This is a genomic window from Pseudomonas alkylphenolica (assembly GCF_004025535.1).
GTDB lineage: Bacteria > Pseudomonadota > Gammaproteobacteria > Pseudomonadales > Pseudomonadaceae > Aquipseudomonas > Aquipseudomonas alkylphenolica_A.
The window spans coordinates 19,376-40,992 of sequence record NZ_QJRG01000033.1 but is presented as its reverse complement, the minus strand read 5'-3'; the positions used below and the strand labels follow the sequence as shown (position 1 = coordinate 40,992).

The following is a 21,617-nucleotide window of genomic DNA, read 5'->3' as shown; positions in this document are numbered from 1 at the left end:
ATGTTAATTGGTTCCCCCTCCTGCAGGTTTGCCCGCATTTGCCGTACTGGTCAACGACGTTTGCACAGTGGTAAACACGGTCTTCAATCCGTCGGAAATAGGCGACATGAACGTCGTCAGCACCGCCGCCACCATCGCTGCCGCAATCGCGTACTCAATGCCGGACGCGCCATCCTTGCGGTAGAAGAATTCTTTGCAGCTCTTGAGTACTTTGGAAAGACGCATGGCACTTCTCCTGGCGCACGAGGCGCAGATGGCGGGGCTTATTCGGTGATTCCCCTTTGCCACCACAGCATCGTCAACGGCTGATATTCCAGCAAATGTAAGAAGGCATTAATACGAAAGTTATAGTGAAAGACTGACGCCAATAAGCTGTTGTTTTAGGGGGGTGTCGACTTTGGGATGGAAAATTTTCTGACGGGTAATGGCACTTTGGCTCAGTTGCGCTACCTTCAAATAGCGAAATAGTTACTTCCTGTGTCGTCGGTGTGTGCCGGTTCACGTCGTGTGCAATGGACGTACAAAGTAGTTAGAAGGGAGCGCCGGCATGAGCAGTCGTTTTACCATCATCCTTGCGGGCCTCTTTTTGTTCGGTGCCTTGGTGGCGGGCTACTGGGGCCTGAAGTTGAGCGCTCCGGTCGCCGAGCCTGTTGCCGCTCCTGTTCCCCCTGCCGCCACGCCTGTCGCAGCTCCTGTCGTTGACAAGGCGCTGGATCAAGCACGTCAGCCGGTGGTGGTGCTGCGCCGCGATGTGGCGCCGTTTACCCCGCTCACGGCGGAAGACCTGCTGGTAGAGCGCCTGCAGGTCGCCCCCACCGGTAGCTTCCAGACCCAGGAGCAAGTGCTCGGCCGCAGTAGCTGGCGGGCGCTGCCTGCTGGCACCTGGCTGCAAGAGAGCAGTTTCGAGTCCGGCGGCCCGCTGGCGCGCATGATCCGCCCCGACGAACGCGCCCTGGCATTGGCCGTTGACGAGGTGGTGGGCGTTGCCGGGCAGTTGACCCCGGGCGACTACGTCGACGTGTTGCTCTACCTGCGTGAGGAAAACAACAACCCGCAAGCATCAGCCCAGGTGGTTTTGCCGGCGCTGCGCCTGCTCAGTGTCGGCAGGCAACTGGGGCTTGGCAGCGATGGCCAGCCGGTGGAGCTGGCGCTGGATGAAAAGGCGCGCCTGGAACAGCAGCGCACACCCGCCCGCACGGTGGTTCTGGCGGTGCCGGCGGTCCTGGTGAATCGCCTGTTGCTGGCTGCCCAGGCGGGCAGTTTGCGCCTGGCAGTGCGCAGTGCCGAAGAAAAGCTGCTGGCACGGTACTGGTCCGACCCACAGAACCGCACGCAGGTGGCAGATAACGCCAACCGCGAACTCTATCGCTTCAGCCAGCTGGCGCAGACGCCGGTTGCCCACACCGTGGCCTCGGCAGCACCACGCCAAGGCATGGAAATCATCCGCGGTAATCAATCCGGCCAGCCCACTCCCTGATCCAGCTAGGATGCCCTTCAATGAGCAGTCGTTCCCTGCGCGTCGTCAAACATTTGCTGTGGGCTGTATTCTGGACCGCACCGCTCGCGCCCCTGGCCCAGGCCAGCGGCGGCTGCTCAGCACTGTCCCAGTTGCCGGCGGTGATCGAGATGGACCAAGGTTTGCAGCAGGAGGTGCGGGCGTCGGTTGCCATCACCCGGGTAGCGGTCGGTGACTCGAAAATAGCCGATGTGCAGGCCAGTGGTGAAGATGCCGTCCTGCTCACGGCGTTGAGCCCCGGTGCGACCAGCCTGATGGTCTGGACCGCCTGTGCCAAGGCGCCACTGCAGACCATGCTGTTCATCAAGGGTGCGGCGACGGCGGCGATGGCCGAGGCGGCGGTTTCGCCCTCGCAGGACCCGACATTACCCAGTCAGGTGCAGGCCGATATCCGTTTTGTCGAAGTCAACCGGACCAAGTACAAGGAAGCCGGTGCGCGGCTGTTTTTCAAAGGCTCGAACAACACCCTGATCGGTTCGCCGGGGGCTACGCCGATTACCACGGTCAGCCCGGGCAGCGTGCCGGATGTGGTGCGCGGGATTCCGCTCGACAATGACGTGTTCAACATTGTCTGGGGGGGTGGCAGCAGCCGCTTCCTGGCGGCGATCAATGCCCTGGAGAACAGTGGCTTTGCCTACACCCTGGCGCGTCCGAGCCTGGTAGTGCTCAGTGGCCTGTCCGCGAGCTTTCTGGCCGGCGGCGAGATCCCGATTCCGGTGCCCAGCAGCGGCAGCGACAACGTCTCGATCGAGTACAAGGAGTTCGGCATCCGCCTGGCCCTGTCGCCGACGGTGGTCAGCCGCGACCGCATCACGCTCAAGGTTGCCCCGGAAGTCAGTGAACTGGACTACACCAACGCCGTGAACATCGCCGGGACCCTGGTACCAGGGCTGACGGTGCGGCGCACCGACACCAGCATCTCCCTGGCCGATGGCGAAAGCTTTGTCATCAGTGGCTTGATCAGCAGCAGCACGCGCTCGGCGGTGGACAAGTTTCCGGGGCTGGGCAACATCCCGATCCTCGGGGCGTTCTTCCGCCAGTCGCAACTCAAGCGCGATGAAACCGAACTGCTGATGATTGTTACCCCGCACCTGGTCCAGCCCATCGCCGCCAACGCACAGTTGCCATCCTTGCCGGGCGAAAAGTTGCGCAACTACGACCCGAGCTGGGGCCGGCTGTTCTTTCTGGAAAACGGCGACTTCGAGAGTCGCAGCGGGTTATCCCAATGAGCGAAAGCCTGAGCCAGACCTTTCTTGCCATCACCCGCAACGAGGCCGACCTGCAATGGCTGCAAGGGGCGCTGGCGCCGCTGGGCCAGGTGGTCGGCGCCGGCAGCGGCAGCCTTGACCAGCTGCTGGCCTTGATCGACGTGACCTTTGCCAACCTGATCTTCGTTGGCCTGGACCGTGATCAGGTGGTCAACCAGTGCGCGCTGATCGAAGGGGTACTGGAAGCCAAACCGATGCTGGCGATCGTTGCCCTGGGCGACGGCATGGATAACCAGCTGGTGCTCAATGCCATGCGCGCAGGGGCGCGAGATTTTGTCGCCTACGGCTCACGCTCCAGTGAAGTGGCGGGGCTGGTGCGGCGCTTGAGCAAGCGCCTGCCACAGGTCGCCAGCAACCCCAGCCTGGGCGGTCTGACCGTGCTTTACGGCACCCAGTGCGCAGCCGATGGCGCGTTGCTGACCACGCACCTGGCGCGAGTAGTACAGGTCAGCGGCCAGCAAACCCTGCTGCTCGATCTGGGGTTGCCGCGCGGCGACAGCCTGGCCTTGCTGGGGCTCGAAGCTTCCTTTCATTTTGGCGATGCCCTGCGTCACCTTCGTCGCCTGGACAACACCCTGATCGACAGCGCGTTCACCCGTGAACAGTCGGGCTTGCGCCTGTTGGCCTATGCCGAAGGTGACGAACCGCTGGAACGCACCAGCGCCGCCGAGCTGTACATGCTGCTCAGTGCCCTGCGTCAGCATTTCCAGCACATCGTCGTCAACCTCACGGGACAGACTGATTGTGAAGCGCTACGTACCTTCGTCAGCCATTGCGACAAGCTGATCTGGTACACCGACCAGAACGTGCTCGACTGTCGGCGCAACCTGGATGTGCTGACCCTGTGGCGGGAAAAGGGCATGAAGCTCGAGCATGCGAGCCTGCTGGTCGACCGTTACCTCAAGGGTGTGGCGCCCGATTCCGACGCCCTGGCCAAGCGCTTTGAACTGCCCTTGCTGATGGTGCTGCCGTACAGCCCGGAGGTGCGCCTGAACAGCAAGAACCAGGGCCTGCCGCTGTTCGAACTCGCACCGCGGGAAAATTTGACGCAGCAGCTAAAAGCCTTGGGTGAACGGCTGGCCCGGCGTTCGGAACACAACAAACCTTCCGGTGGCAACTGGCTCAACCGGCTCTGGGGGCACAAATGAGCAGCGTCGACGAACTGTTTGGCGGGCCTCGGCACAATCAGGACAACGATCCTCATGTACTCAAGCGGGCCCTGCACCGTTACCTCATCGATGCCATCGAAGACAGCGGGCGCAACCTGCTCGAAGGCGCCCGCCCGGCCCTGGCGCAGTTCGTCATGGAGCAGGTGGGCGACTACATCGCCCGCCTGCACCTGGCGTTGTCGCGCTACGAAATGGAGCGGCTGGCTGAAGAGCTGGTCGATGAGCTGACCGGTTACGGCCCGCTGGAAGTGCTGTTGCGAGACACCAGCGTCACCGAGATTCTGGTCAACGGCCCGCACCGGGTGTTCGTCGAGCGTGCCGGTGTATTGCAGCAAACCGACCTGCGCTTCATCGACGCCCACCACGTCGAGCGGGTCATGCAGCGCATCCTTGCACCCTTGGGCAGGCGCCTGGATGAGTCTTCGCCCATGGTCGATGCGCGCATGCCCGATGGCAGCCGGGTCAACGCAATCATTCCCCCGGTTGCGCTGGACGGGCCGTGCCTGTCGATCCGCAAGTTTCGCAAGGACATGCTCAAGAGTGCCGACCTGCTGGCCACGCGTACGGTCGATCAGAACATACTCGACTTTCTGCAACTGGCGGTGGCGCGTCGCTGCAATATTCTGGTCAGCGGTGGTACCGGTACCGGCAAGACGACCCTGCTCAACATCCTCAGCCAGTTGATCAGCGCGCAAGAGCGTTTGGTGACCATCGAGGATGTGGCTGAACTGCAGCTGGACCACCCGCATGTGGTGCGCCTGGAAACCCGGCCGCCGAACGCCGAGGGGCATGGTGAAATCAAGTCCAGCGAGCTGATTCGCAACGCTCTGCGGATGCGCCCTGACCGCATCCTGCTCGGCGAAATTCGCGGTGTGGAAGTCCTCGATGTACTGACGGCGATGAACACCGGGCACGACGGATCGATGAGCACCGTGCACGCCAACACTGCCCAGGATGCCTTGTTGCGCCTGGAAACCCTGGTGGGTCTGACCGGGCGGTTGGTAGCGGAAAAGACCCTGCGCCAGATGATCTGCGCCGCGCTCGATGTGGTGATCCAGCTGACGCGCCTGGCCGATGGCCGTCGCTGCGTCAGTGAAGTGCTGGAGGTGGTTGGCGTTCGCGATGATGTGTATGTCACCAACACCCTGTTTCGTCTCGACCGGCGCGGCGGCGAAGGCTTCATGCGCGAGGCGATGAACCCGGCCGGCGACAAGCTGCGCCGCGACTACGTTGAGCCACGGCCTTGATCGCCCTGTTGCTCGGGCTGATGTGCCTGGGGTTGCTGGGCGTCTCGGTCCGGCTGTTCTACAGCGGCATGCGCAAGTCCGGCACGGAACGCATTCTTGAGCGGCTCGGCCGGGTGCAGGAACGCTCGGCGCCCGTGCCTGGCGGCCGCCACAGGCTGGACCGGCTGTTTCAGCGCGCCGGCCTTGAGCGGCGCAATGACCGCCTGGTGTTGTGGATGGTGGTCTGGACCCTGTTGTCGTTGCTGGTCGGGCTGGCGCTGCACGGGTGGTTGGCGGTGCTCCTGTTGCTGGCCGGGCCGCTGTTGTTCCGGGTGTACCTGGGCTGGCGTTACCACCGGCGCCTGCAACGCATGATCGAGCAATTGCCGGTGTTGCTTGATCACAGTGTGCGCAGTCTCAAGGCCGGTCGAACCTTGAGTGATGCCGTACTAGGGGCCATCGACGCCTCGCGCGAGCCGTTGCATGGCGCCATGCAACGGGTGCGGCGCAATGTGCAGATGGGCATTGCCCTGGACGATGCGATGCAGGAGCTGGCCGAGCTTTACGATCAGGACGAGTTGCGTTTGTTTGCCTTGGGGCTGCGCATCAACCACCGCTACGGCGGTAACGCCAGTGAGTTGCTGGAGAACCTGATCAAGCTGATTCGCGAGCGCGAACAGGGTGCTCGCCAGTTGCGCGCGATGACCGGTGAAACGCGTGTCACAGCGATGGTGTTGGCATTGTTGCCGGTGGGCGTAGCTGGTTACTTTTTGCTCAGTAACCCTACGTACTTGCTGAGCATGTGGCACGACAGCCACGGCCAGCTTTTGCTGTTGGGCGCATTTGCCATGCAGGCCCTTGGGTGCCTGGCGCTGTGGCGCATGTTGCGGAGTCTCTGAAATGGCCTTGATGCTCAGTGCGGTGCTGTTTTTTGCGGCGTTCGGGTTGTTGCTAAGTCAGTTCGTTCGTCAACAGCGCAGGCAAAAACAGGTTGCCCTGCGCCTGCAGGGCAAGCTTTCTCGCGACAAGCGCCTGGACACCTGGCTGCACCAGCTGGGTAGCAGCCGCCTGGCGCAGCGCTTGCTGAACCTGGACAGCGAATCGCGGCTGCTGCTCGACCGCGTTGGCTGGCGTCGCCAGCGTCAGCGGGCATTGTTTGCCGCCTGCCAGTTCGCCACGCCGCTGTTGGCTCTGGGCGCTGGCATCGTGGTCGAACAGACCTCCACCAGCGACAGCCCGACCACCTGGCTGGTGATGCCGCTATGCGCCATGGGGCTCGGTTATTTGCTGCCCAAGCGCCTGCTGGCGCTGGCAGCAGCGCGGCGCCAGCAGCAAATCGTGCGTGAAGTATCGACCTTCATTCCCTTGCTGCGTGTGCTGTTTGAGTCCGGCCTTGCGGTGGAGCAGGGGCTGCGTGTGGTCAGCCAGGAAGCGCGGCAACTGCTGCCGGTACTCAGCCAGGAATTGCGCACGATTCTGACGCGGGTCGATTCCGGCCTGGCGCTGGCACCGGAACTTGAAAAAACCGCGCAGTTGCTGGCAGTAGACGAGTTCAGCGACACCTGCGTGATTCTTCAGCAGCTGCTTGCCCAGGGCGGCGCGGCGATGAAATCGCTGTTGGCGCTCAAGCAACTGCTCGATGACCGGCGCCTGACGCGGATGCAGGAACGGGTATCGAAGATGTCCGGAAAGATGTCGATGGTGATGATGGTGTTTCTGTTTCCTGCCTTGCTGATCGTGCTGGCCGGTCCCGGTTTCACGGCATTGGCAAAGGCCATGGGCTCGTAGGGAGAAGTGTGGATGAAAGCAGTCACAGTAGTCATGAGCCTGATGTTGCTGGGGGGGTGTGCTGCCGACGGCAAGGCGCCGTGGTTGGCATTGAATGGCGGCGACTCCGGTTGCACGAAACCTGATTCGAGCCAGGCACTGGCGTTGAGCATGGCCGACGAGATGCTCAGCGAAGGCCGTCCGCATGCCAGCCTGGCGCACCTGGAGGCACTGCCAGCCGATATGGCCCAGGTGCGCCTGCGCAAGGCCAAGGTATCGCGGTTGTTGGGACGCAGCGAGGCCGAGCCGTTGTACCGCAGCCTGCTTGGCGGGTGTCTTGCGGCCGAGGCCGAACATGGCCTGGGGCAATTGTCTGCGGCGCGTGGTGATAACGTTCAGGCGCAGTTGCACCTGTTGCGGGCGGTGCGCCTGGCGCCCACCGACGAGAAAGTGCGCAACGACCTGGGGGTGGTTTACCTCAACCAGGGCAACAGCGAACAGGCACGTTTCGAGTTTTTGACGGCAATCGAGCTCAAAGACAACAACACCCTGGCTGCGGTCAATCTGGTCAGCCTGCTGCTGTACCAGGACAAGTGGCAGCAAGCGGCTGATCTGGTGTCACGTTTCAACCTCAGTTCCGCTCAGTTCAGCGAGGCGAAGTCGCGTGCCGAGCAATTGAAGAAACCGGGTACATCGCGACCCGTGCGCAGCGATCAGGTCGCGGCGGTGCAGTAATTTCCCACCCACCAGGCAACTGTGAGGCCGCCATGAAACCTACATTGCTACTGATGTTGTCGTTGAGTGCACTGCCGTGGGCTGCTTTCGCCATTGAGCCGGGGCCTTCCTCCAAAGAGCAACAGGCCACCGAGAACTGGCTACAGGTGCAGGCCCGCAATGAGCAGGCCTCGAAGATTCCGCAGACAGCAACGCCCCGGGAGCGGGACCAGAGCATGCAGCGCTGGCTGGACAGCTACCGCTATGAAATCCCGGACTTCTACCGTTGGGAGCAGGGCAACTCGTCCAGCAAGTAAGGGGCGGGTGGCGGCGCGTCAGTGCGCTGTCACCCGCAGGTGCAGCGGCGAATTGCCGGGCGACAGTGCCAGCGCCAGCTGGGTGCGGTTGTGCATGTGGGTCAGGCGCAGCACCTGCGACACATAGAGTTTGACGGTGTTTTCGGTAATGCCCAGCTCGCAGGCGATCTGGTAGTTGGTCTTGCCTTTGCTGACCAGGCGCGCCACGTCCAGTTGGCGCGGTGACAGCTGCTCGAAGAGCGCCGGAAGGCTTTCGCTGTCTGGCTCGCTTTCAACGTCGGTAGCGCGGCGATGCGGCCCCAGGCCACGGGCCTTGTCGAGGTCCTGGTAAAGGTCGTCGATCGAGTCGGCGAGAAACTGCAGTTTCTGGTTCAGGTCGCCCAGGTGCTGGAAACTCTGCTGGCGCTCCTGCAACGTCGCCTCCTGACGCTGGACGCCTTCGAGCAGTTCGTTCAGGTCTACCGGTTTCTGGTAGTAGTCGGCAAAGCCTTCGCGCAAGGCCCGGATCACATCCTGCTTGTCGGCGCGCCCGGTGAGCATGATGGCTTCGAACATTCGCTGATGCCCGGCAATCACCTTGAGTGCCCTGACCAGCTCGACGCCATCGTACTGCGGCATGTGCAGGTCACATAACACCAGGTTGATGGCGGGATCGGCGGCAAAGGTCTCGATGGCCTGGGCGCTGGAGTGGCAAGGGATACAGCAGTAATCATGGCTTTCGAGAAACTCGCACAGTTCCTCGACGATCAAGGGCTGGTCATCGACGACCAGCACCTTCACGGTTTTGACGGTCTTGTTCACACGCTACTCCCTGTTTATAAGCCCCTCTCTCCCGGAGCCTGGGGTTACGCATCGGGTGGCTGACTCCCTAGAAAGTAGTCGTTCCTTACGACTCTGTACAAGGAGTGCAGGCGCAGATCAGGTAGTCAGGCGACTAATGGGTCCAGACGCTGGCGAGGATGAAACCGGCCAATATGAACGGTGCGAACGGCTGTTTTGTTGACGCTTGCTCGCTCAGTTGCTTGATACGGTTCTTAACTTTTTGACTTAACAGCGACCACAGCCAGCGGCGGCTGGACAGCCAGATCAGCACCGCAACACCGGCGCCAATGAAAGTGCCGAGGATATACATGCGATCGGTGGCCAGAGCGAGGGCTGCGAGCAGCTTCACGTCGCCGGCACCGAAACGCCCGAGCATGTAGCCGGGGAGGGTCAGGAGCATGACGATGGCCAGCGCCCAGCCGCCTTCGCTGGCATCGGCACCAATCCAGGTGTGTCCGGTGATGAACAGGTAACCCAGTGCGCAGGTAGCGGCACCGAGCGTCAAGGTGTTGGCAATCTGGCGCTCACGCACGTCTTGTTCAACGCACAAGGCAAGCCACAGCAGCAGAACAATGCTTTGCATTGGCGAAATGCATCCCTTTGTGTTGAATGATTCTATGCTGTCTTTCAGGTGTCACTGTCAGGGTAGACGCGATCATGAAAGCAGGCTCGGTCAAACAACAAAAAGGCGCAGTCGCGCTAGAGTTCGCGGCGGTATTCGTGATCTTTTTCGCAGTCTTCTACGGGGTGGTCAGTTACGGACTGCCCATGCTCATGCTGCAATCATTCAACCAGGCCAGCAGTGAAGCGGTACGCCGTTGTGTGGCACTGGACCCGTCGAGCAAAACCTACCGCGACGATGTCGACGCCTTGGCCAAGGGCGTGCTGGGCGAGCAACTGGCCTGGATGCCCAAGTCGTTGAACTTCCAGCTTTCCAGTGATGCCAGTGTCACCCTGACAGCGGGCAACCTGCTGACGGTGAAAATCGATTACGCCAAAGAGAAACTGTCTGCCGTGCTGCCGGTACTGATTCTGCCGGGCATTGGCGAAGTCCCGCGATTACCGACGCACCTGACAGCCGCAGCGAGCCTGCAACTTTGAGTGGCGGGCAACGCCTGTTCGGGCGCTGGCGTGGGCGCTTTGCGCAGGCCGCAACAACCGCAGCGGAGCCGGCGGCCAGTGTGTCGGTTGTGGGCCTGCAGGTGTGGATTGACGACCAGGCCATTGTCCAGCGCCTGGCCGGCCCGTTGCGTTCGGCACTGGCCCTGCCGACACACAGCAGCACACGTCTGCAGGACTGCGTTCAGCCCTACAGCCTGCTGGTACTTGAAGGCGAACCGGCAGACTGGCAGGCACAGGCCCTCGACCTTGATTTCAAGACCCCCAGCGGTGGCACCCTGCATACCCGCGGCTGGTTGCAGGCGCAGCCTGACGGTTGGCTGCTGCAACTTTTCGACATTGGCGACCTGTTGCAACACCGCCAGCAATCCGTGCGTGCCGAGCGCCAGCGACACTTGACCAGCCACCTGGCGGCAGCGTTGCGCGATTGCAGCATCGAATGCCTTGGCCGGGTTGCCCAGGAACAGTTGCAGTGGCTGGTCCACCATTGGCGAGCCAGCGGCGGGCGAATACTGCTGCGAGGCGAAGCAGGATGGCAGACCTACGCTACCAGCAGTGATCCACTGCCCTGGCCCAGCGATGAGGTGCTCGGGCCGTTGCTGGGCAGGTTGGCACCCGGGCAAATGACTTCAAGTGCCGACGATGCGGAGTTACGCGAATTGCTGCCGCAGGCGGGGGCGTATCTGCTGCCTTATGCTCAGGGACACTGTGTGCAGGCCTGGTTGATCTGTGTGGGGGCGCATGAGGCGATGGTCGCTGCGGATGCCTTGAATGCCTGCGCGGCCTATGCGGAACCCCTGGTAAGCCGTTTGGCCGCGTTCGACCTGCAACAGCAAAGCGAACGGCTGGACAGCTTGCAACTGCAGCTGGGCGCCGGCTGGTGGCAATGGCGTTTGAGCGAGGCCAGCCTGCAACTTGATCCCGGGTTGGCCGCAACTTTGGGGGTTCCCGCCCGATTGACCGTCAGCCAGTGCCTCAGTCGCGTGCACCCGGCGGATCGCGAAGCGGCGCAACTGGCGCTTGCCGAGTTGCAGCGCGACGGCTGTGCGTTGCACCTGAACGTGCGTCTGCTGGACAACAATGTGCAAGCCAATCCACGCTGGTATCGCTTGTGCGGGCAGGTGCGTGGCAGCGGTCAGCAGCGCCGGCTGCAAGGCTTCATGCTCGATATCAGCGACATCAAGTTTCAGCAGGTTCAGGCCAGCGCGGCTCAGGCTCGCCTGGAAAACCTGATCGCCAGTTCGCCGGCGGTGATCTACATCCAGCGCTACGCCGAAGGTGCGCTGCAGGCGGAGTTCTTCAGTGCCAGCCTGCAACCTATGCTCGGTTGGGGGGCGGTCGGCGAAGAGGTGCTGCAACCCGCGCAATGGGTGCACCCGGAAGATCAGCCCATCTGGCTGGCGCGCACGCGCACGCTGTTGCGCGAAGGCCAGGTGCGTAGCCGCTATCGCTTGCGGGATCATCTAGGCGGTTATCACTGGGTGCTCGATGAGGCCCGCCTGCTGCGCGATGACCTTGGCTTGCCGGTGGAGGTGGTGGGTATCTGGCTGGACGTCACCGAGGCCACTGAGGCGGCCGAGCGCACGCGGTTGAGCGAAGAACGCTACCGCGTACTGGTGGAGGATTCGCCGGCGATGATCTGTCGTTACACGCCGGAACTGAACCTGGTGTTTGGCAACCAGCCCCTGGCCGATTACCTGGAGTGCAGCACGGCGCAGTTACCCGGGATCAACCTGGGGCAATGGATGTCGGCCGCGCAACGCGAAGCCTTTGTCGAACGACTCGCCGGTTTGTCGGTGGAACAGCCGGTGAGTACGGCGGAAATCTGCCTGACGCTACCCGGTCGCGAGCATGCCTGGTGGGTCTGGGCAGATCGTGGCCTGTTCGATGAGCAGGGGCGGCTGCTCGAAATCCAGGCGGTGGGGCGTGACAACACCCAGGTGCGGCGCACCCAGCAACAGCTGTTGCAAAGCGCGAAAATGGCCACGCTTGGCGAGATGGCCACCGGGCTTGCGCATGAGATCAACCAGCCGCTGAACGTGATGCGCATGGCGGTGGTCAACGCACTAAAACGCCTGGAAAACGGTGATGTGCAGGCGGATTACCTGCAGGACAAACTCAAACGTATCGACGCCCAGGTCCAGCGCGCTTCGCGGGTGGTGGATCACATGCGTGTATTCGGGCGTCGCTCGGAAGTCGAGCAGCAGCTGTTCGCACCGTGGCAGGCCGTGGAAGGCGCGCTGTCGCTACTTGCCGAGGGCTTGCGCGGAAAAGGCGTGGAACTGCGGGTCGAAACCCCGGCGCAGGCCCTGATGGTCAGCGGTCACCAGGACCAGCTGGAACAGGTGCTGATCAACCTGATGGTCAATGCCCGCGATGCCTTGCTGGCGCGGCGAGAACAGCAGCGTGAGCTTAACCCCTGGATCGCCGTGCGCATGCAGGCCAGCGAGCGTCAGGTGCAACTGTTGGTCGAGGATAATGGAGGGGGTATCGAACCGCGCCTGCTTGAACGTATCTTCGAACCCTTCTTCACCACCAAGCCCGTGGGCGTCGGTACCGGCCTGGGGCTTTCGGTGAGCTACGGGATCATCGATGCCATGGGCGGCTGCCTGAGTGCCGAGAACGCCGCCGAGGGTGCGTGTTTCCGTATCGAGCTACCGGTTCACAGCACCAGCTGAGCACGCGTGCTGGAGCAGGTCAGGTTGGCGCCTACTTCGACTTTCACCAGATCAATCCCCAGGGTTTTCAGCAGCGTGTTGACCAACGGATTGACCAGTGGGCTGAGCAGGCCCTTGATCAACGGCTGAAGGATGGCTTTCACGTCATCGAGTATCCCGGCGGTGACGGTCAGCAACCCACCGAGGATGTTGCCATCGAGAGGTTTGTAAGCCTGTACTTTGACCCCGGCAATGGTGGTATTCAGGCTGTCGACGATGTTGCTTGCGGTGGTGCTCATGTACGCCGGTGCCTGGTTGATGTCCGGTGGCGTGTGGTCCGCGGGGGCGAACCTCAAGGTGTTGACCGGGTCGGTGGAGTTGCTGCCAAGCAGGGGCGCGTTGACCATCACCCCGATGCCTCCTCCGGCAAAGGGCGTACGGGTGCCGCACAGCGGTGGCAGGAACAGCAGGCGACTGCAGTAATTGGTGCCGATGTCGATCAGCGGCAGCGGGGTGACGGCGGTGGTGCCTTTGCTGAAGAAGTCGTTGGGGTCCTTGAATTGTCCGATCGCCAGGTCGACGGCGGCGCTTTGGGTCGGCGCGGTCAGGGTTTTTTCGGGGGCGCAACTGTAGTCGCTGATCTCGCTGGTGGCTTTCGCCACCTGGACACCGATGTCGATGTGCACGGTGCCCGGCAGCAGGATGATGTCGCTGACCTTGCAGGGTATGCCGAGCGCGCAGGTCAGCGACTCTACGGTGCCCAGCAGATCGAGGTGGAGCAGGTTGTTGAGCACGTTGGTCAGTGGTGCAGCCAGGTCCAGCACCGCATTGACCAAGCCGATCACCGACGTCAGCACCGGCAGATCAAGCGATATCAAGGCGCGGACCTGGGCGGTGTGCACCTTGATCAAATCGCTTTTAGGGTTGCCGATGGCCGATATCTGCTGGGGTTCAATGACCTTCAGGCGGACTTTGCCTTTGGCCAGCCCCAGTACGTCAACTGGCATCTCGACGGTGGCCGCGCTTTCTTTGGTCGAGAGCAAAATGACGCTTTGCACCAGGTCCAGCACTTGTACGCTGGCATCGAGCCCGGCCTGGGTCGTGCCACTTTGCAGGTCAAGAATCTTGCCCAGTTGCAGCAGCCGGGTGTTGTCCGACCCTGCGGCGATTTTCCCCAGGTTGGTCACCACCTCGACGGTGGCGCCGCCTTTTTGCAGCACTTTGACTGCGGCCTGAACCATCTGGCTCGCGGTAGCGCCAACGCTGAGCAACTGCTGGTAATTGCCTGCGCTGACGTTGGCAATAATGGCCAGTTGGTCGAGATAACTGAGCAGGTTAATCTGGGTATTGGCGATGCCCTGCCAGCCCAGCAGGTCGAGTTGCACATTACCGCCCAGTGCACCGAGGATGGCATTGAGCAGTATCGATTGCTGCGTATTGACCGTGGCCAGTGTGCTGCGAATACGCAGCATGGCCTGCGGCGGTTTTGGTGTTGCGGCAATTGCGCGTGCGCTCAACAGGGTGGTGGTGGGCAGCGCATTGCCACTGGCCAGGGCCATTACCCCGGCAGCGACACTGGTGGCCACCGCCTGCGTGGCGGTTACGCGGATGGCGTCATTGTGCAAAGCATCGACGCTGAAGTGGCGCAAGCTGTTGGTTTCGGTCTTCAGCGTGCCGCAGGCGGTGCTCAGTGTGTTGTCAGCCGCTGCTTGATAGCCGTTGCGCAAAGCGCTGGCACGCGCCAGGGCATCAGCTTGCGGCCCGCTGCCGCTGCAGACGGCGTATTGCCCCGCAGCTTCCAGTGCAGCCATGTCGACCACGCGCTGCAGGCGCCGTTGCTCCAGGTACAACCGGCTGCTGTCGATCACCATCAACATGAACAGCAGCCCCATCGCCAGGGTCAAGGCGGCCATCAGGCCAATAGCGCCGCGCTGCCGTGCGGGAAAGCGACAAGACACGAGCACTCCTTTGCCGGCCCTTGGCCGCGCGGCGCAACAACTGTGTGAGGAGTGTAGTCAAGGAGATGGCCAGTCGCCTGCATGGCGACCGGCCCGGCAACAATCAGTGCGGTGGGTAGTTGGAGAGGGCGTTGGTCACGGTTTTCTGGATCGCGTTGGCCCGCTCTTCGGGGCTGGGCGGATAATTGTTCATGATCTGTTCGGCACTGCCGCGCCAGACCAGCTTGCCGTCCTTGCCGTCGAACATGTCGACCTGGATGGTCGCCACCTTGTAGTCGACGCTGCGGGTTTCGTTGTACATCGGCCCGCCCCAGTAGTTGCCCCAATAGCCGCCCCAGGCACCGCCGTAGTTGGTGGTGATCTGCTGCTGGCGGTCCTCGACGATGAGGTAGGTCTGCACTTTGAGGTCACCGTGAGCACCGCTTTGGGCCGGACGCAGGCCGCGTTGGTCCAGCTGGCCGGTGACGGCCTGGCGAATACGCTGCTCGGTCAGGTCGCTCTTGATGCGTGGATCATCGGGGCGGTACTGCAATGCGGGTTCTTGCCAGACCCAGCTGCGGTAGGCGGCAAAATCGCGGCTGGCATCGTAGTCCTGAGTGACATTGCCACTCTGGCAAGCAGCCAGCAACATCACCAATGGGAGTAAAGCGAGACGGCGCAACATGATGGATCTCCAATTGCATTTAGCTAGGAGGATAGCCGTTGAGGGCTTTTTTGACGGATTCACGCAGGGCGTCCTCGCGCTCACCCTGGGAACCCTGGCTGGCAGTCTCGGCGCTGGTGCTCCACACCGCCTGCCCGTCGCGGGCGTCATACAGCTCCAGGTGCACCACCATCACTTCCACTTCGTAGGTGCGCACCAGCGGCACGCTGCCGTAGACACCGTAGCCATTGTGGTAGCGCCCCACGCTGCCGTAGCCGCCGTAGCCGTAACCACCGTAGGGATAGGCATCGTAGGGGTAATAGTCTTCCCGTACCTGACGCAGGCGACGCTCCAGACTCATGTTGGCACTGACCAGCAAATCGCCCTGGCCGTTGCGTGCCGGGCGCAGGCCGCGCTGGTCGAGGGCATTGCTGACGGCATCGGCCAGCTGTGCGGGCTCGGTCAATGCAGTCCCCGTCGGCAGTTGTCCGTCGCGCCAGGTCCAGCTGCGGTAGCGTCCGTAGTCGCGCGGTGCTGGCGGGTAGGCGCTGGCATCAAAGGTGGTGGCTGCCCCGGGCGGTGCCGGCGGCAGGGGACGGGAGCTGGCGACATAGGGATTGCTGCCCTGGCAGCCTGCCAGTGCCACGCACAGCAGGGCTGCGCTCAAACGGTACGGCATGTCACCCTCCCGGTGTGATTCAGCGTGGTCGACAGATCCAGTGCAGGTAACGCCCCAGGCCGGCAAAGGCGGGGTGACGTCGATGGGCCAGCTCCATTTCCAGCAGGTCGATCAACTCGGCCCTGGTCTGGAATTCACTGGGCATGTAGTCGTGGAAAACCCGTACGCCGCTTTCTGTTTCGACCTGCCACAGGTCTTCAAGTTGCACCTTGAGTGTGCGCGGATCAAGCGGTTTTTGCGGGGTCAGGCTCTGCTTTTCGCCGGCCATGTCGTCGCGGCGCAATTTGCGGAAATGGCCCTTGAGCAGGTTGCGGTAGACCAGTGCGTCACGGTTGTAGAAGGCCAGTGACAGCAGGCCGTCGCGACGGGTCAACTGGTGCAGCACCGGCAGGATGGTTTCAGGCTCTGCCAGCCATTCCAGCACGGCGTGACACACCACCAGGTCGTAGGGTTCGGTCAGTTGCCCCAGCAGGTCTTGCCAGGGAGCCTGGATGAATGTGGCTTGTTGCCCGGCCTCGGCAAATCGTTCGCAGGCGCCTTCGAGCATCGGCGCTGCCGGTTCCGCGAGGGTCACCTGATGGCCGCGCTCGGCCAGCCACAGGGCCATGTGGCCCAGGCCCGCGCCAATATCCAGCACGCGCAATGGCCGGTCGGGCAGGGCTTCTGCGAGGTCGGCCTGAAGGACCGCGAGGCGGATCGCGCCTTTGGCGCCACCGTAGATTTTTTCGGCAAAGCGGGTGGCCAGCGCATCGAAATGACGGTCTTTCATCGGGCAAAGCGCCTTTCACTGTCGGCCAGTTTGGCGCGCACTACCTGCTCCATGTCCAACCCCAGTTCGCTGCACAGCAGCAATAGGTAGAGCACGACGTCGCCGACTTCCTGACCGGCATGTTCCAGCTGCTCGGCAGATAGCTGGCGTGACTGGTCCTCGCTGAGCCACTGGAAGATCTCGACCAGTTCGGCCATTTCCACACTGGCGGCCATTGCCAGGTTCTTCGGGCTGTGAAAGCCGCGCCAGTCATTGGTGTCACGGATGCGGTGCAGGCGTTGGGTCAGTTCGTGCAGGTTCATCAAGGCTCTCCTCAAGCTGCATAGCTTCAGGCGCGGGCCGTTGCAACGCAAGTGGCGGTTTCAGTCCAGTGGACGCCAGGTGCCGCGCATGTGCACCAGCTCGCCGTGGCCATCCAGCCGCAACTGCCCGGTGTCGGCGCCGGGGCTGGCGTTGAGGATCACTTCGCTGGGCAGGCGCACGGGTTTGAGAAAACTGACGTCGATTTCGTAATTGCTGACCGGCAAATGGCTACGCAGGGCCGCCAGGGTCATGGCTTTGCTCCACATGCCATGCGCGATGGCGGCGGGGAAGCCGAACAGCCTGGCACTGGCGGCACTCAGGTGAATCGGGTTGTAGTCGCCGCAAATCTTTGCGTATCGCCGACCGATGTCACTGTCGGCGTACCAGCGGGTCAGTTCGGTCAGCTCGATGGGGGCCGGTGTTGGCGCGACGGCGGCTTCACCGTCGAGCTTGAGGCCGCGACAGAGCATGCGGCTGCTCTCGGACCAGAGCAGGCCCAGGCCATCTTTGGCGTCGGTGATCAGGTCAAAGGTGGCGCCTTTTTCGTGGGGCTGCAGGTTATCCACCTGCACGCTGAAACGCAGCCGGCTGATACCGCCAAGCGGTCGCAGCACACGGATGCGATTTTCCAGGTGAACCAGGCCGAGCAGGGGGAACGGGAAGGTTTTGTCGGTCAGCAGTTGCAGCTGCAGCGCGAACGCCATGACATGAGGAAACGTCGGCGGCAGACGCCCGTCATCACTGAAATGGCAAAGCTTGCGATACTGCTCCAATTGCGCGGGCTGGACTTCCAGATCACAGCGCAGCCCGATGTCGGGTAATGTGTCGCCGCTGATTTTGCGCTTGCGGGTGGCGCGTGCGTAGAGGCCAGCCAGCGCATCGGTAGTGCTCAGGTCATGCCACAGTCGAGTCATGCTCAGGCTCCCATTACGGCCTGGCCGCACACGCGCAGCACCTGGCCATTGACCGCACCGCTGCCCGGCTGCGCCAGCCAGGCGATGGCTTCGGCGACATCTTGCGGCAGCCCGCCCTGGCCCAGGGAACTCATGCGTCGCCCGGCCTCACGCAGGGCGAAGGGGATGGCCGCGGTCATGCGGGTTTCGATGAATCCGGGCGCCACAGCGTTGATGCTGCCACCACGGGCGGCCAGTTTTGGCGCCCAGGCCTGGGCGAGGCCAATCAGGCCGGCCTTGCTTGCTGCATAGTTGGACTGCCCACGGTTGCCGGCAATGCCGCTGATGGAGGCCAGCAGCACGATGCGCGCGTTGTCGTGCAGGGCGCTGCTGTCGAACAGGGCCTGGGTCAGCAACTGCGGCGCCTTGAGGTTGACGGCGAGCACCGAATCCCAATATTCCGGTGTCATGTTGGCCAGGGTTTTGTCGCGGGTGATACCGGCGTTATGCACGACGATATCGATACCGTCCGGCAGGCCTTCGATCAGTTGCGCGGGAGCGTCGGCGGCGCAGATGTCCAGAGCCAGACAGCGTCCACCGAGGCGGGCGGCCAAGGCGTCGAGGTCGTTTCGGGCTTGCGGTACATCCAGAAGCACCACCTCGGCGCCGTCACGGGCCAAGGTTTCGGCAATGGCCGCGCCGATGCCACGGGCAGCTCCGGTAACCAGCGCTTTGCGCCCGGCCAGCGGCCGTGTCCAGTCCTGGACCTGACCGTTGCAGGCCGTCAGGCGTAGCACCTGGCCGGAAACAAACGCGCTCTTGGGCGAAAGGAAAAAGCGCAGCGCGCCTTCAAGCTGGTCTTCGGCATCCTCGCTGACATACAGCAACTGCAGGGTGCCGCCGGCGCGCAGCTCCTTGGCCAGCGAACGGCTGAACCCTTCCAGCGCGCGCTGCGTGACCTGGGCCAGCGGGTCATCGAGTTGCTCCGGGGCGCGCCCAAGAATGACGATATGGGCACACGTCGAAAGGCTGCGCAGCAGGGGCTGGAAGAACTCACGCAGTTGCTTGAGCTGGTCGCTGTCGTCCAGTTCGCTGGCGTCGAAGACCACCGCCTTGAGTTTGGGGCCAAGGCCCGCCACCCATTCGGTCGCGCTCAAGTCGGGGCTGGCAAAACTGTAGACATCGTCGGTCAGGCGCTTGGCGAAGGCTTCGACCTTGTTCGCCAGCGGCCCGCCACCGAGCAGCAGGGCACCTTCCACCGGGCGCATGCGGCCGGCCTCCCAGCGCTCCAGACGTGCCGGGCTGGGCAAGCCGACGGCGCCCACCAGGCGGCGGCCGAGGTCGGAGTTGGCGAAGTTGATATAGCGATCGCTCATGTGCGGCTCTCCCGGAAATTAGCCTCAAAGTGTGGACCATCTTTGGCCGTTGGTCGTTCGAATGCAGAAAAAACACCTACGCTGTAGCGCACTGTTTCGTAGAAAAAGGACATTACCCATGGGCTCTTTGCGCCGGGTCGCGATCATTGGCGGCAACCGAATTCCTTTCGCCCGCTCCAACGGTGCCTATGCCACGGCCAGCAATCAGGTGATGCTTACGGCGGCCCTTGAAGGGCTGATCGAGCGCTTTGGCCTGCACGGTTTGCGTTTGGGTGAAGTGGCAGCGGGTGCGGTACTCAAGCATTCCTGGGACATGAGCCTGACCCGAGAGTGCGTGCTCGGTTCAAGGCTTTCGGCACAAACGCCTGCCTACGATGTGCAGCAAGCCTGCGGCACCGGGCTTGAGACAGCATTGCTGGTGGCGAACAAGATCGCCCTTGGGCAAATCGACAGTGCGATCGCCGGCGGCGTCGACACCACTTCGGATGCACCGATTGCCGTCAGCGAGGGGTTGCGGCGCATTTTGCTGCAGGCCAATCGCGGCAAGACCCTGGCAGATAAGCTCAAAGCTTTTCTTGCGCTGCGCCCGCACCACCTGAAGCCGGAGCTGCCCCGTAACGGTGAGCCGCGTACCGGGCTTTCCATGGGGCAGCATTGTGAACTGATGGCGCAGACCTGGGGCATTCCCCGCCAGGCCCAGGATGAGTTGGCCCTGCTCAGCCACCAGCACCTGGCCGCTTCCTTCGCCGAGGGCTGGCACGACGATTTGCTCACGCCGTTTCAGGGGTTGACCCGCGATAACAACCTGCGCGCCGACCTGACCCTGGAAACGCTCGCCAGCCTGAAGCCGGTATTTGAACGCAGCGACAAGGGCACGCTGACTGCCGGCAACTCCACGCCGCTGACCGACGGCGCCTCCGTGGTATTGCTGGGCAGTGAAGACTGGGCCCGTGAGCACAACCTGGATGTATTGGCCTACCTGGTCGATGGCGAAACCGCTGCCGTGGACTTCGTCAAAGGTCAGGAAGGGCTGCTGATGGCGCCGGCCTATGCCGTACCACGGTTACTGGCGCGCAATGGCCTGAGCCTGCAGGACTTTGACTATTACGAAATCCATGAAGCCTTCGCCGCCCAGGTGCTTTGCACCCTCAAGGCCTGGGAAGACCCTGAGTACTGCCAGGCGCGATTAGGCTTGAGCGCGCCCTTGGGCGCCATCGACCGCAGCAAGCTCAACGTCAAGGGCAGTTCATTGGCGGCAGGGCATCCGTTCGCGGCCACTGGCGGTCGTATCCTGGCCCACATGGCCAAGTTGTTGGCCAAGGCCGGCAAGGGCCGCGGCCTGATCTCGATTTGTGCGGCTGGCGGCCAGGGCGTGACGGCGATTATCGAGCGCTGAGCAACGCGGCGTCGGTTGCCGGCGCCGGGCGGTTGGCGTAATGCTCGGCCATGATCGAGCAGACGATCAGTTGCAACGGGTGGTAGATCATGATCGGCAGCAAGATCAAGCCCAGGCCCGGGTGTGCACCGAAAATCAGTGCCGCCATCGGTGCACCGGCGGCCAGGGATTTCTTGCTGGCGCAAAATACTGCAGCCACCTCGTCAGCCTGGCTGAAGCGCAGGGCGCGGGCGGTACGGGTGGTCAGCCAGAGAATCAGAGCCAGCAGCGCTGCGCTGCCCAGCAGTGCGCTGAGCAACACCGCGCTACCTTGTTCCTGCCACATGCCCGACACCATCGAGTTGCAGAACGCAGCGTATACCAGCAGCAAAATCACCAGTTTGTCGGCGACGCTGGTGTAGCGCTTGTACCGGGCAAAGAAGCGCCCCAGCCAGGGGCGCATCGCCTGGCCCATCACCAGTGGCAGCAACAGAAGGGTGCAGAGGTCGAGCAAGGTGGCGCCAAGGTCGATGCCGTTGCTGCCGGTACCCACCACCAGGCTGACCAGCCAAGGCGTCAGGAAAATCCCCAGGACACTGGACAGGCTGGCATTGAGAATCGCCGCCGGCACGTTGCCACCGGCGCTGCCGGTCAGGGCCACCGAAGACGAAATGGTCGAGGGCAGGGCGCACAGGTAGAAAAAACCCAGCATCAGCAGCGCCGGAACCTGGCTGCCCAGGAATGTGTCGGCCAGCCACCAGAGCAGCGGGAAGACCACGAAGGTGAAGCCCTGCACCATCAGGTGCAGGCGGCCGTTGCGCAGGCCATGGCGAATCTGCTCGCTGGAGAGGTTGATGCCGTGCAGAAAGAACACCAGAAACACGCCGATATTGATCACGTATTCAGCATGCATGGCACCCCCGCTGCGGCCAAAGCCGGGAAACAGCCAGGCCAGAAACGTGGCTAGGAACATACCGCAGAGGAACCAGTCGGTTACCACGCGTTTGAGGTGTTTGAGCACGGGCATAGGCGTACCTTCGAATCAT

At 62.7% G+C, this 21,617-nt stretch carries 22 protein-coding genes; 11 read left to right on the top strand and 11 right to left on the bottom strand.

The annotated features are described in order from the left end of the window. Positions 1 to 3 precede the first annotated feature (3 nt). Positions 4 to 225, bottom strand: a complete 222-nt coding sequence (locus DM813_RS00325; RefSeq protein WP_128321463.1) for a Flp family type IVb pilin — start codon at positions 223 to 225, stop codon at positions 4 to 6. A gap of 322 nt (positions 226 to 547) precedes the next feature. Here DM813_RS00325 and cpaB point away from each other — a divergent pair, with 322 nt between their 5' ends. The 8 genes from cpaB to DM813_RS00285 are packed head-to-tail and all read left to right on the top strand — an operon-like array spanning position 548 to position 7,977. After that, on the top strand, positions 548 to 1,477 hold the full coding sequence (cpaB, locus tag DM813_RS00320) for a Flp pilus assembly protein CpaB (RefSeq protein WP_128321462.1): 930 nt from the start codon (positions 548 to 550) through the stop codon (positions 1,475 to 1,477). Between the two features lie 20 nt (positions 1,478 to 1,497). After that, the gene (locus DM813_RS00315) at positions 1,498 to 2,745 is read left to right on the top strand and encodes a type II and III secretion system protein family protein (protein WP_128321461.1); all 1,248 of its coding nucleotides are present in this window, start codon (positions 1,498 to 1,500) and stop codon (positions 2,743 to 2,745) included. Then, positions 2,742 to 3,932 (top strand): pilus assembly protein, encoded by a 1,191-nt coding sequence (locus DM813_RS00310; protein ID WP_128321460.1) that lies wholly within the window; start codon positions 2,742 to 2,744, stop codon positions 3,930 to 3,932. Before DM813_RS00315 ends, DM813_RS00310 begins: the two co-directional genes overlap by 4 nt. Continuing rightward, complete coding sequence (locus tag DM813_RS00305) at positions 3,929 to 5,200, top strand: CpaF family protein (protein WP_128321459.1); 1,272 nt, start codon at positions 3,929 to 3,931, stop codon at positions 5,198 to 5,200. The genes DM813_RS00310 and DM813_RS00305 overlap by 4 nt, the downstream gene beginning before the upstream one ends. 20 nt (positions 5,201 to 5,220) lie before the next feature. Continuing rightward, positions 5,221 to 6,078, top strand: a complete 858-nt coding sequence (locus DM813_RS00300; protein ID WP_128322128.1) for a type II secretion system F family protein — start codon at positions 5,221 to 5,223, stop codon at positions 6,076 to 6,078. Between the two features lies 1 nt (position 6,079). Next, positions 6,080 to 6,967, top strand: a complete 888-nt coding sequence (locus tag DM813_RS00295; protein ID WP_128321458.1) for a type II secretion system F family protein — start codon at positions 6,080 to 6,082, stop codon at positions 6,965 to 6,967. A 12-nt stretch (positions 6,968 to 6,979) separates the two neighbouring features. Then, a complete protein-coding gene (locus tag DM813_RS00290; protein WP_128321457.1) occupies positions 6,980 to 7,681 on the top strand; it encodes a tetratricopeptide repeat protein in 702 nt (233 codons plus the stop codon). Positions 7,682 to 7,713: 32 nt separating this feature from the next. Continuing rightward, a complete protein-coding gene (locus DM813_RS00285) occupies positions 7,714 to 7,977 on the top strand; it encodes a DUF3613 domain-containing protein (RefSeq protein ID WP_128321456.1) in 264 nt (87 codons plus the stop codon). 18 nt (positions 7,978 to 7,995) lie between these two features. Here the strand turns inward: DM813_RS00285 and DM813_RS00280 are convergent, their stop codons facing one another. After that, positions 7,996 to 8,778 (bottom strand): response regulator transcription factor, encoded by a 783-nt coding sequence (locus DM813_RS00280; protein ID WP_128321455.1) that lies wholly within the window; start codon positions 8,776 to 8,778, stop codon positions 7,996 to 7,998. Between the two features lie 133 nt (positions 8,779 to 8,911). Then, positions 8,912 to 9,382, bottom strand: a complete 471-nt coding sequence (locus DM813_RS00275; RefSeq protein WP_128321454.1) for a prepilin peptidase — start codon at positions 9,380 to 9,382, stop codon at positions 8,912 to 8,914. A 74-nt stretch (positions 9,383 to 9,456) separates the two neighbouring features. On the opposite strand from DM813_RS00275, the gene DM813_RS00270 reads away from it, so the two are divergent. Both DM813_RS00270 and DM813_RS00265 read left to right on the top strand, forming a co-directional pair. Then, a complete protein-coding gene (locus tag DM813_RS00270) occupies positions 9,457 to 9,900 on the top strand; it encodes a TadE/TadG family type IV pilus assembly protein (RefSeq protein ID WP_128321453.1) in 444 nt (147 codons plus the stop codon). Beyond that, positions 9,897 to 12,596, top strand: coding sequence for a PAS domain-containing sensor histidine kinase (locus DM813_RS00265; protein ID WP_128321452.1), 2,700 nt, complete (start codon positions 9,897 to 9,899; stop codon positions 12,594 to 12,596). Before DM813_RS00270 ends, DM813_RS00265 begins: the two co-directional genes overlap by 4 nt. Here the strand turns inward: DM813_RS00265 and DM813_RS00260 are convergent. From DM813_RS00260 to DM813_RS00230, 7 genes are all read right to left on the bottom strand, one after another. After that, a complete protein-coding gene (locus DM813_RS00260; RefSeq protein WP_241653114.1) occupies positions 12,581 to 14,533 on the bottom strand; it encodes a pilus assembly protein TadG-related protein in 1,953 nt (650 codons plus the stop codon). The genes DM813_RS00265 and DM813_RS00260 overlap by 16 nt on opposite strands. 103 nt (positions 14,534 to 14,636) lie before the next feature. Continuing rightward, positions 14,637 to 15,197, bottom strand: a complete 561-nt coding sequence (locus DM813_RS00255) for a DUF4136 domain-containing protein (protein ID WP_128321451.1) — start codon at positions 15,195 to 15,197, stop codon at positions 14,637 to 14,639. 19 nt (positions 15,198 to 15,216) lie between these two features. Continuing rightward, entirely contained in the window at positions 15,217 to 15,855 is a 639-nt protein-coding gene (locus tag DM813_RS00250) for a DUF4136 domain-containing protein (protein ID WP_128321450.1), read from the bottom strand. 19 nt (positions 15,856 to 15,874) lie between these two features. Next, positions 15,875 to 16,624, bottom strand: a complete 750-nt coding sequence (locus tag DM813_RS00245) for a methyltransferase (protein ID WP_128321449.1) — start codon at positions 16,622 to 16,624, stop codon at positions 15,875 to 15,877. Then, complete coding sequence (locus tag DM813_RS00240; RefSeq protein ID WP_128321448.1) at positions 16,621 to 16,926, bottom strand: MazG-like family protein; 306 nt, start codon at positions 16,924 to 16,926, stop codon at positions 16,621 to 16,623. Before DM813_RS00240 ends, DM813_RS00245 begins: the two co-directional genes overlap by 4 nt. A gap of 60 nt (positions 16,927 to 16,986) precedes the next feature. After that, on the bottom strand, positions 16,987 to 17,841 hold the full coding sequence (locus tag DM813_RS00235; protein ID WP_128321447.1) for a MaoC family dehydratase: 855 nt from the start codon (positions 17,839 to 17,841) through the stop codon (positions 16,987 to 16,989). 2 nt (positions 17,842 to 17,843) lie between these two features. Then, entirely contained in the window at positions 17,844 to 19,196 is a 1,353-nt protein-coding gene (locus DM813_RS00230) for a 3-oxoacyl-ACP reductase (RefSeq protein ID WP_128321446.1), read from the bottom strand. A gap of 118 nt (positions 19,197 to 19,314) precedes the next feature. Here DM813_RS00230 and DM813_RS00225 point away from each other — a divergent pair, with 118 nt between their 5' ends. Beyond that, positions 19,315 to 20,592, top strand: a complete 1,278-nt coding sequence (locus tag DM813_RS00225) for an acetyl-CoA C-acetyltransferase (protein ID WP_128321445.1) — start codon at positions 19,315 to 19,317, stop codon at positions 20,590 to 20,592. Here the strand turns inward: DM813_RS00225 and DM813_RS00220 are convergent. Next, positions 20,579 to 21,598, bottom strand: coding sequence for a bile acid:sodium symporter family protein (locus DM813_RS00220; protein WP_128321444.1), 1,020 nt, complete (start codon positions 21,596 to 21,598; stop codon positions 20,579 to 20,581). The genes DM813_RS00225 and DM813_RS00220 overlap by 14 nt on opposite strands. Positions 21,599 to 21,617 lie beyond the last annotated feature (19 nt).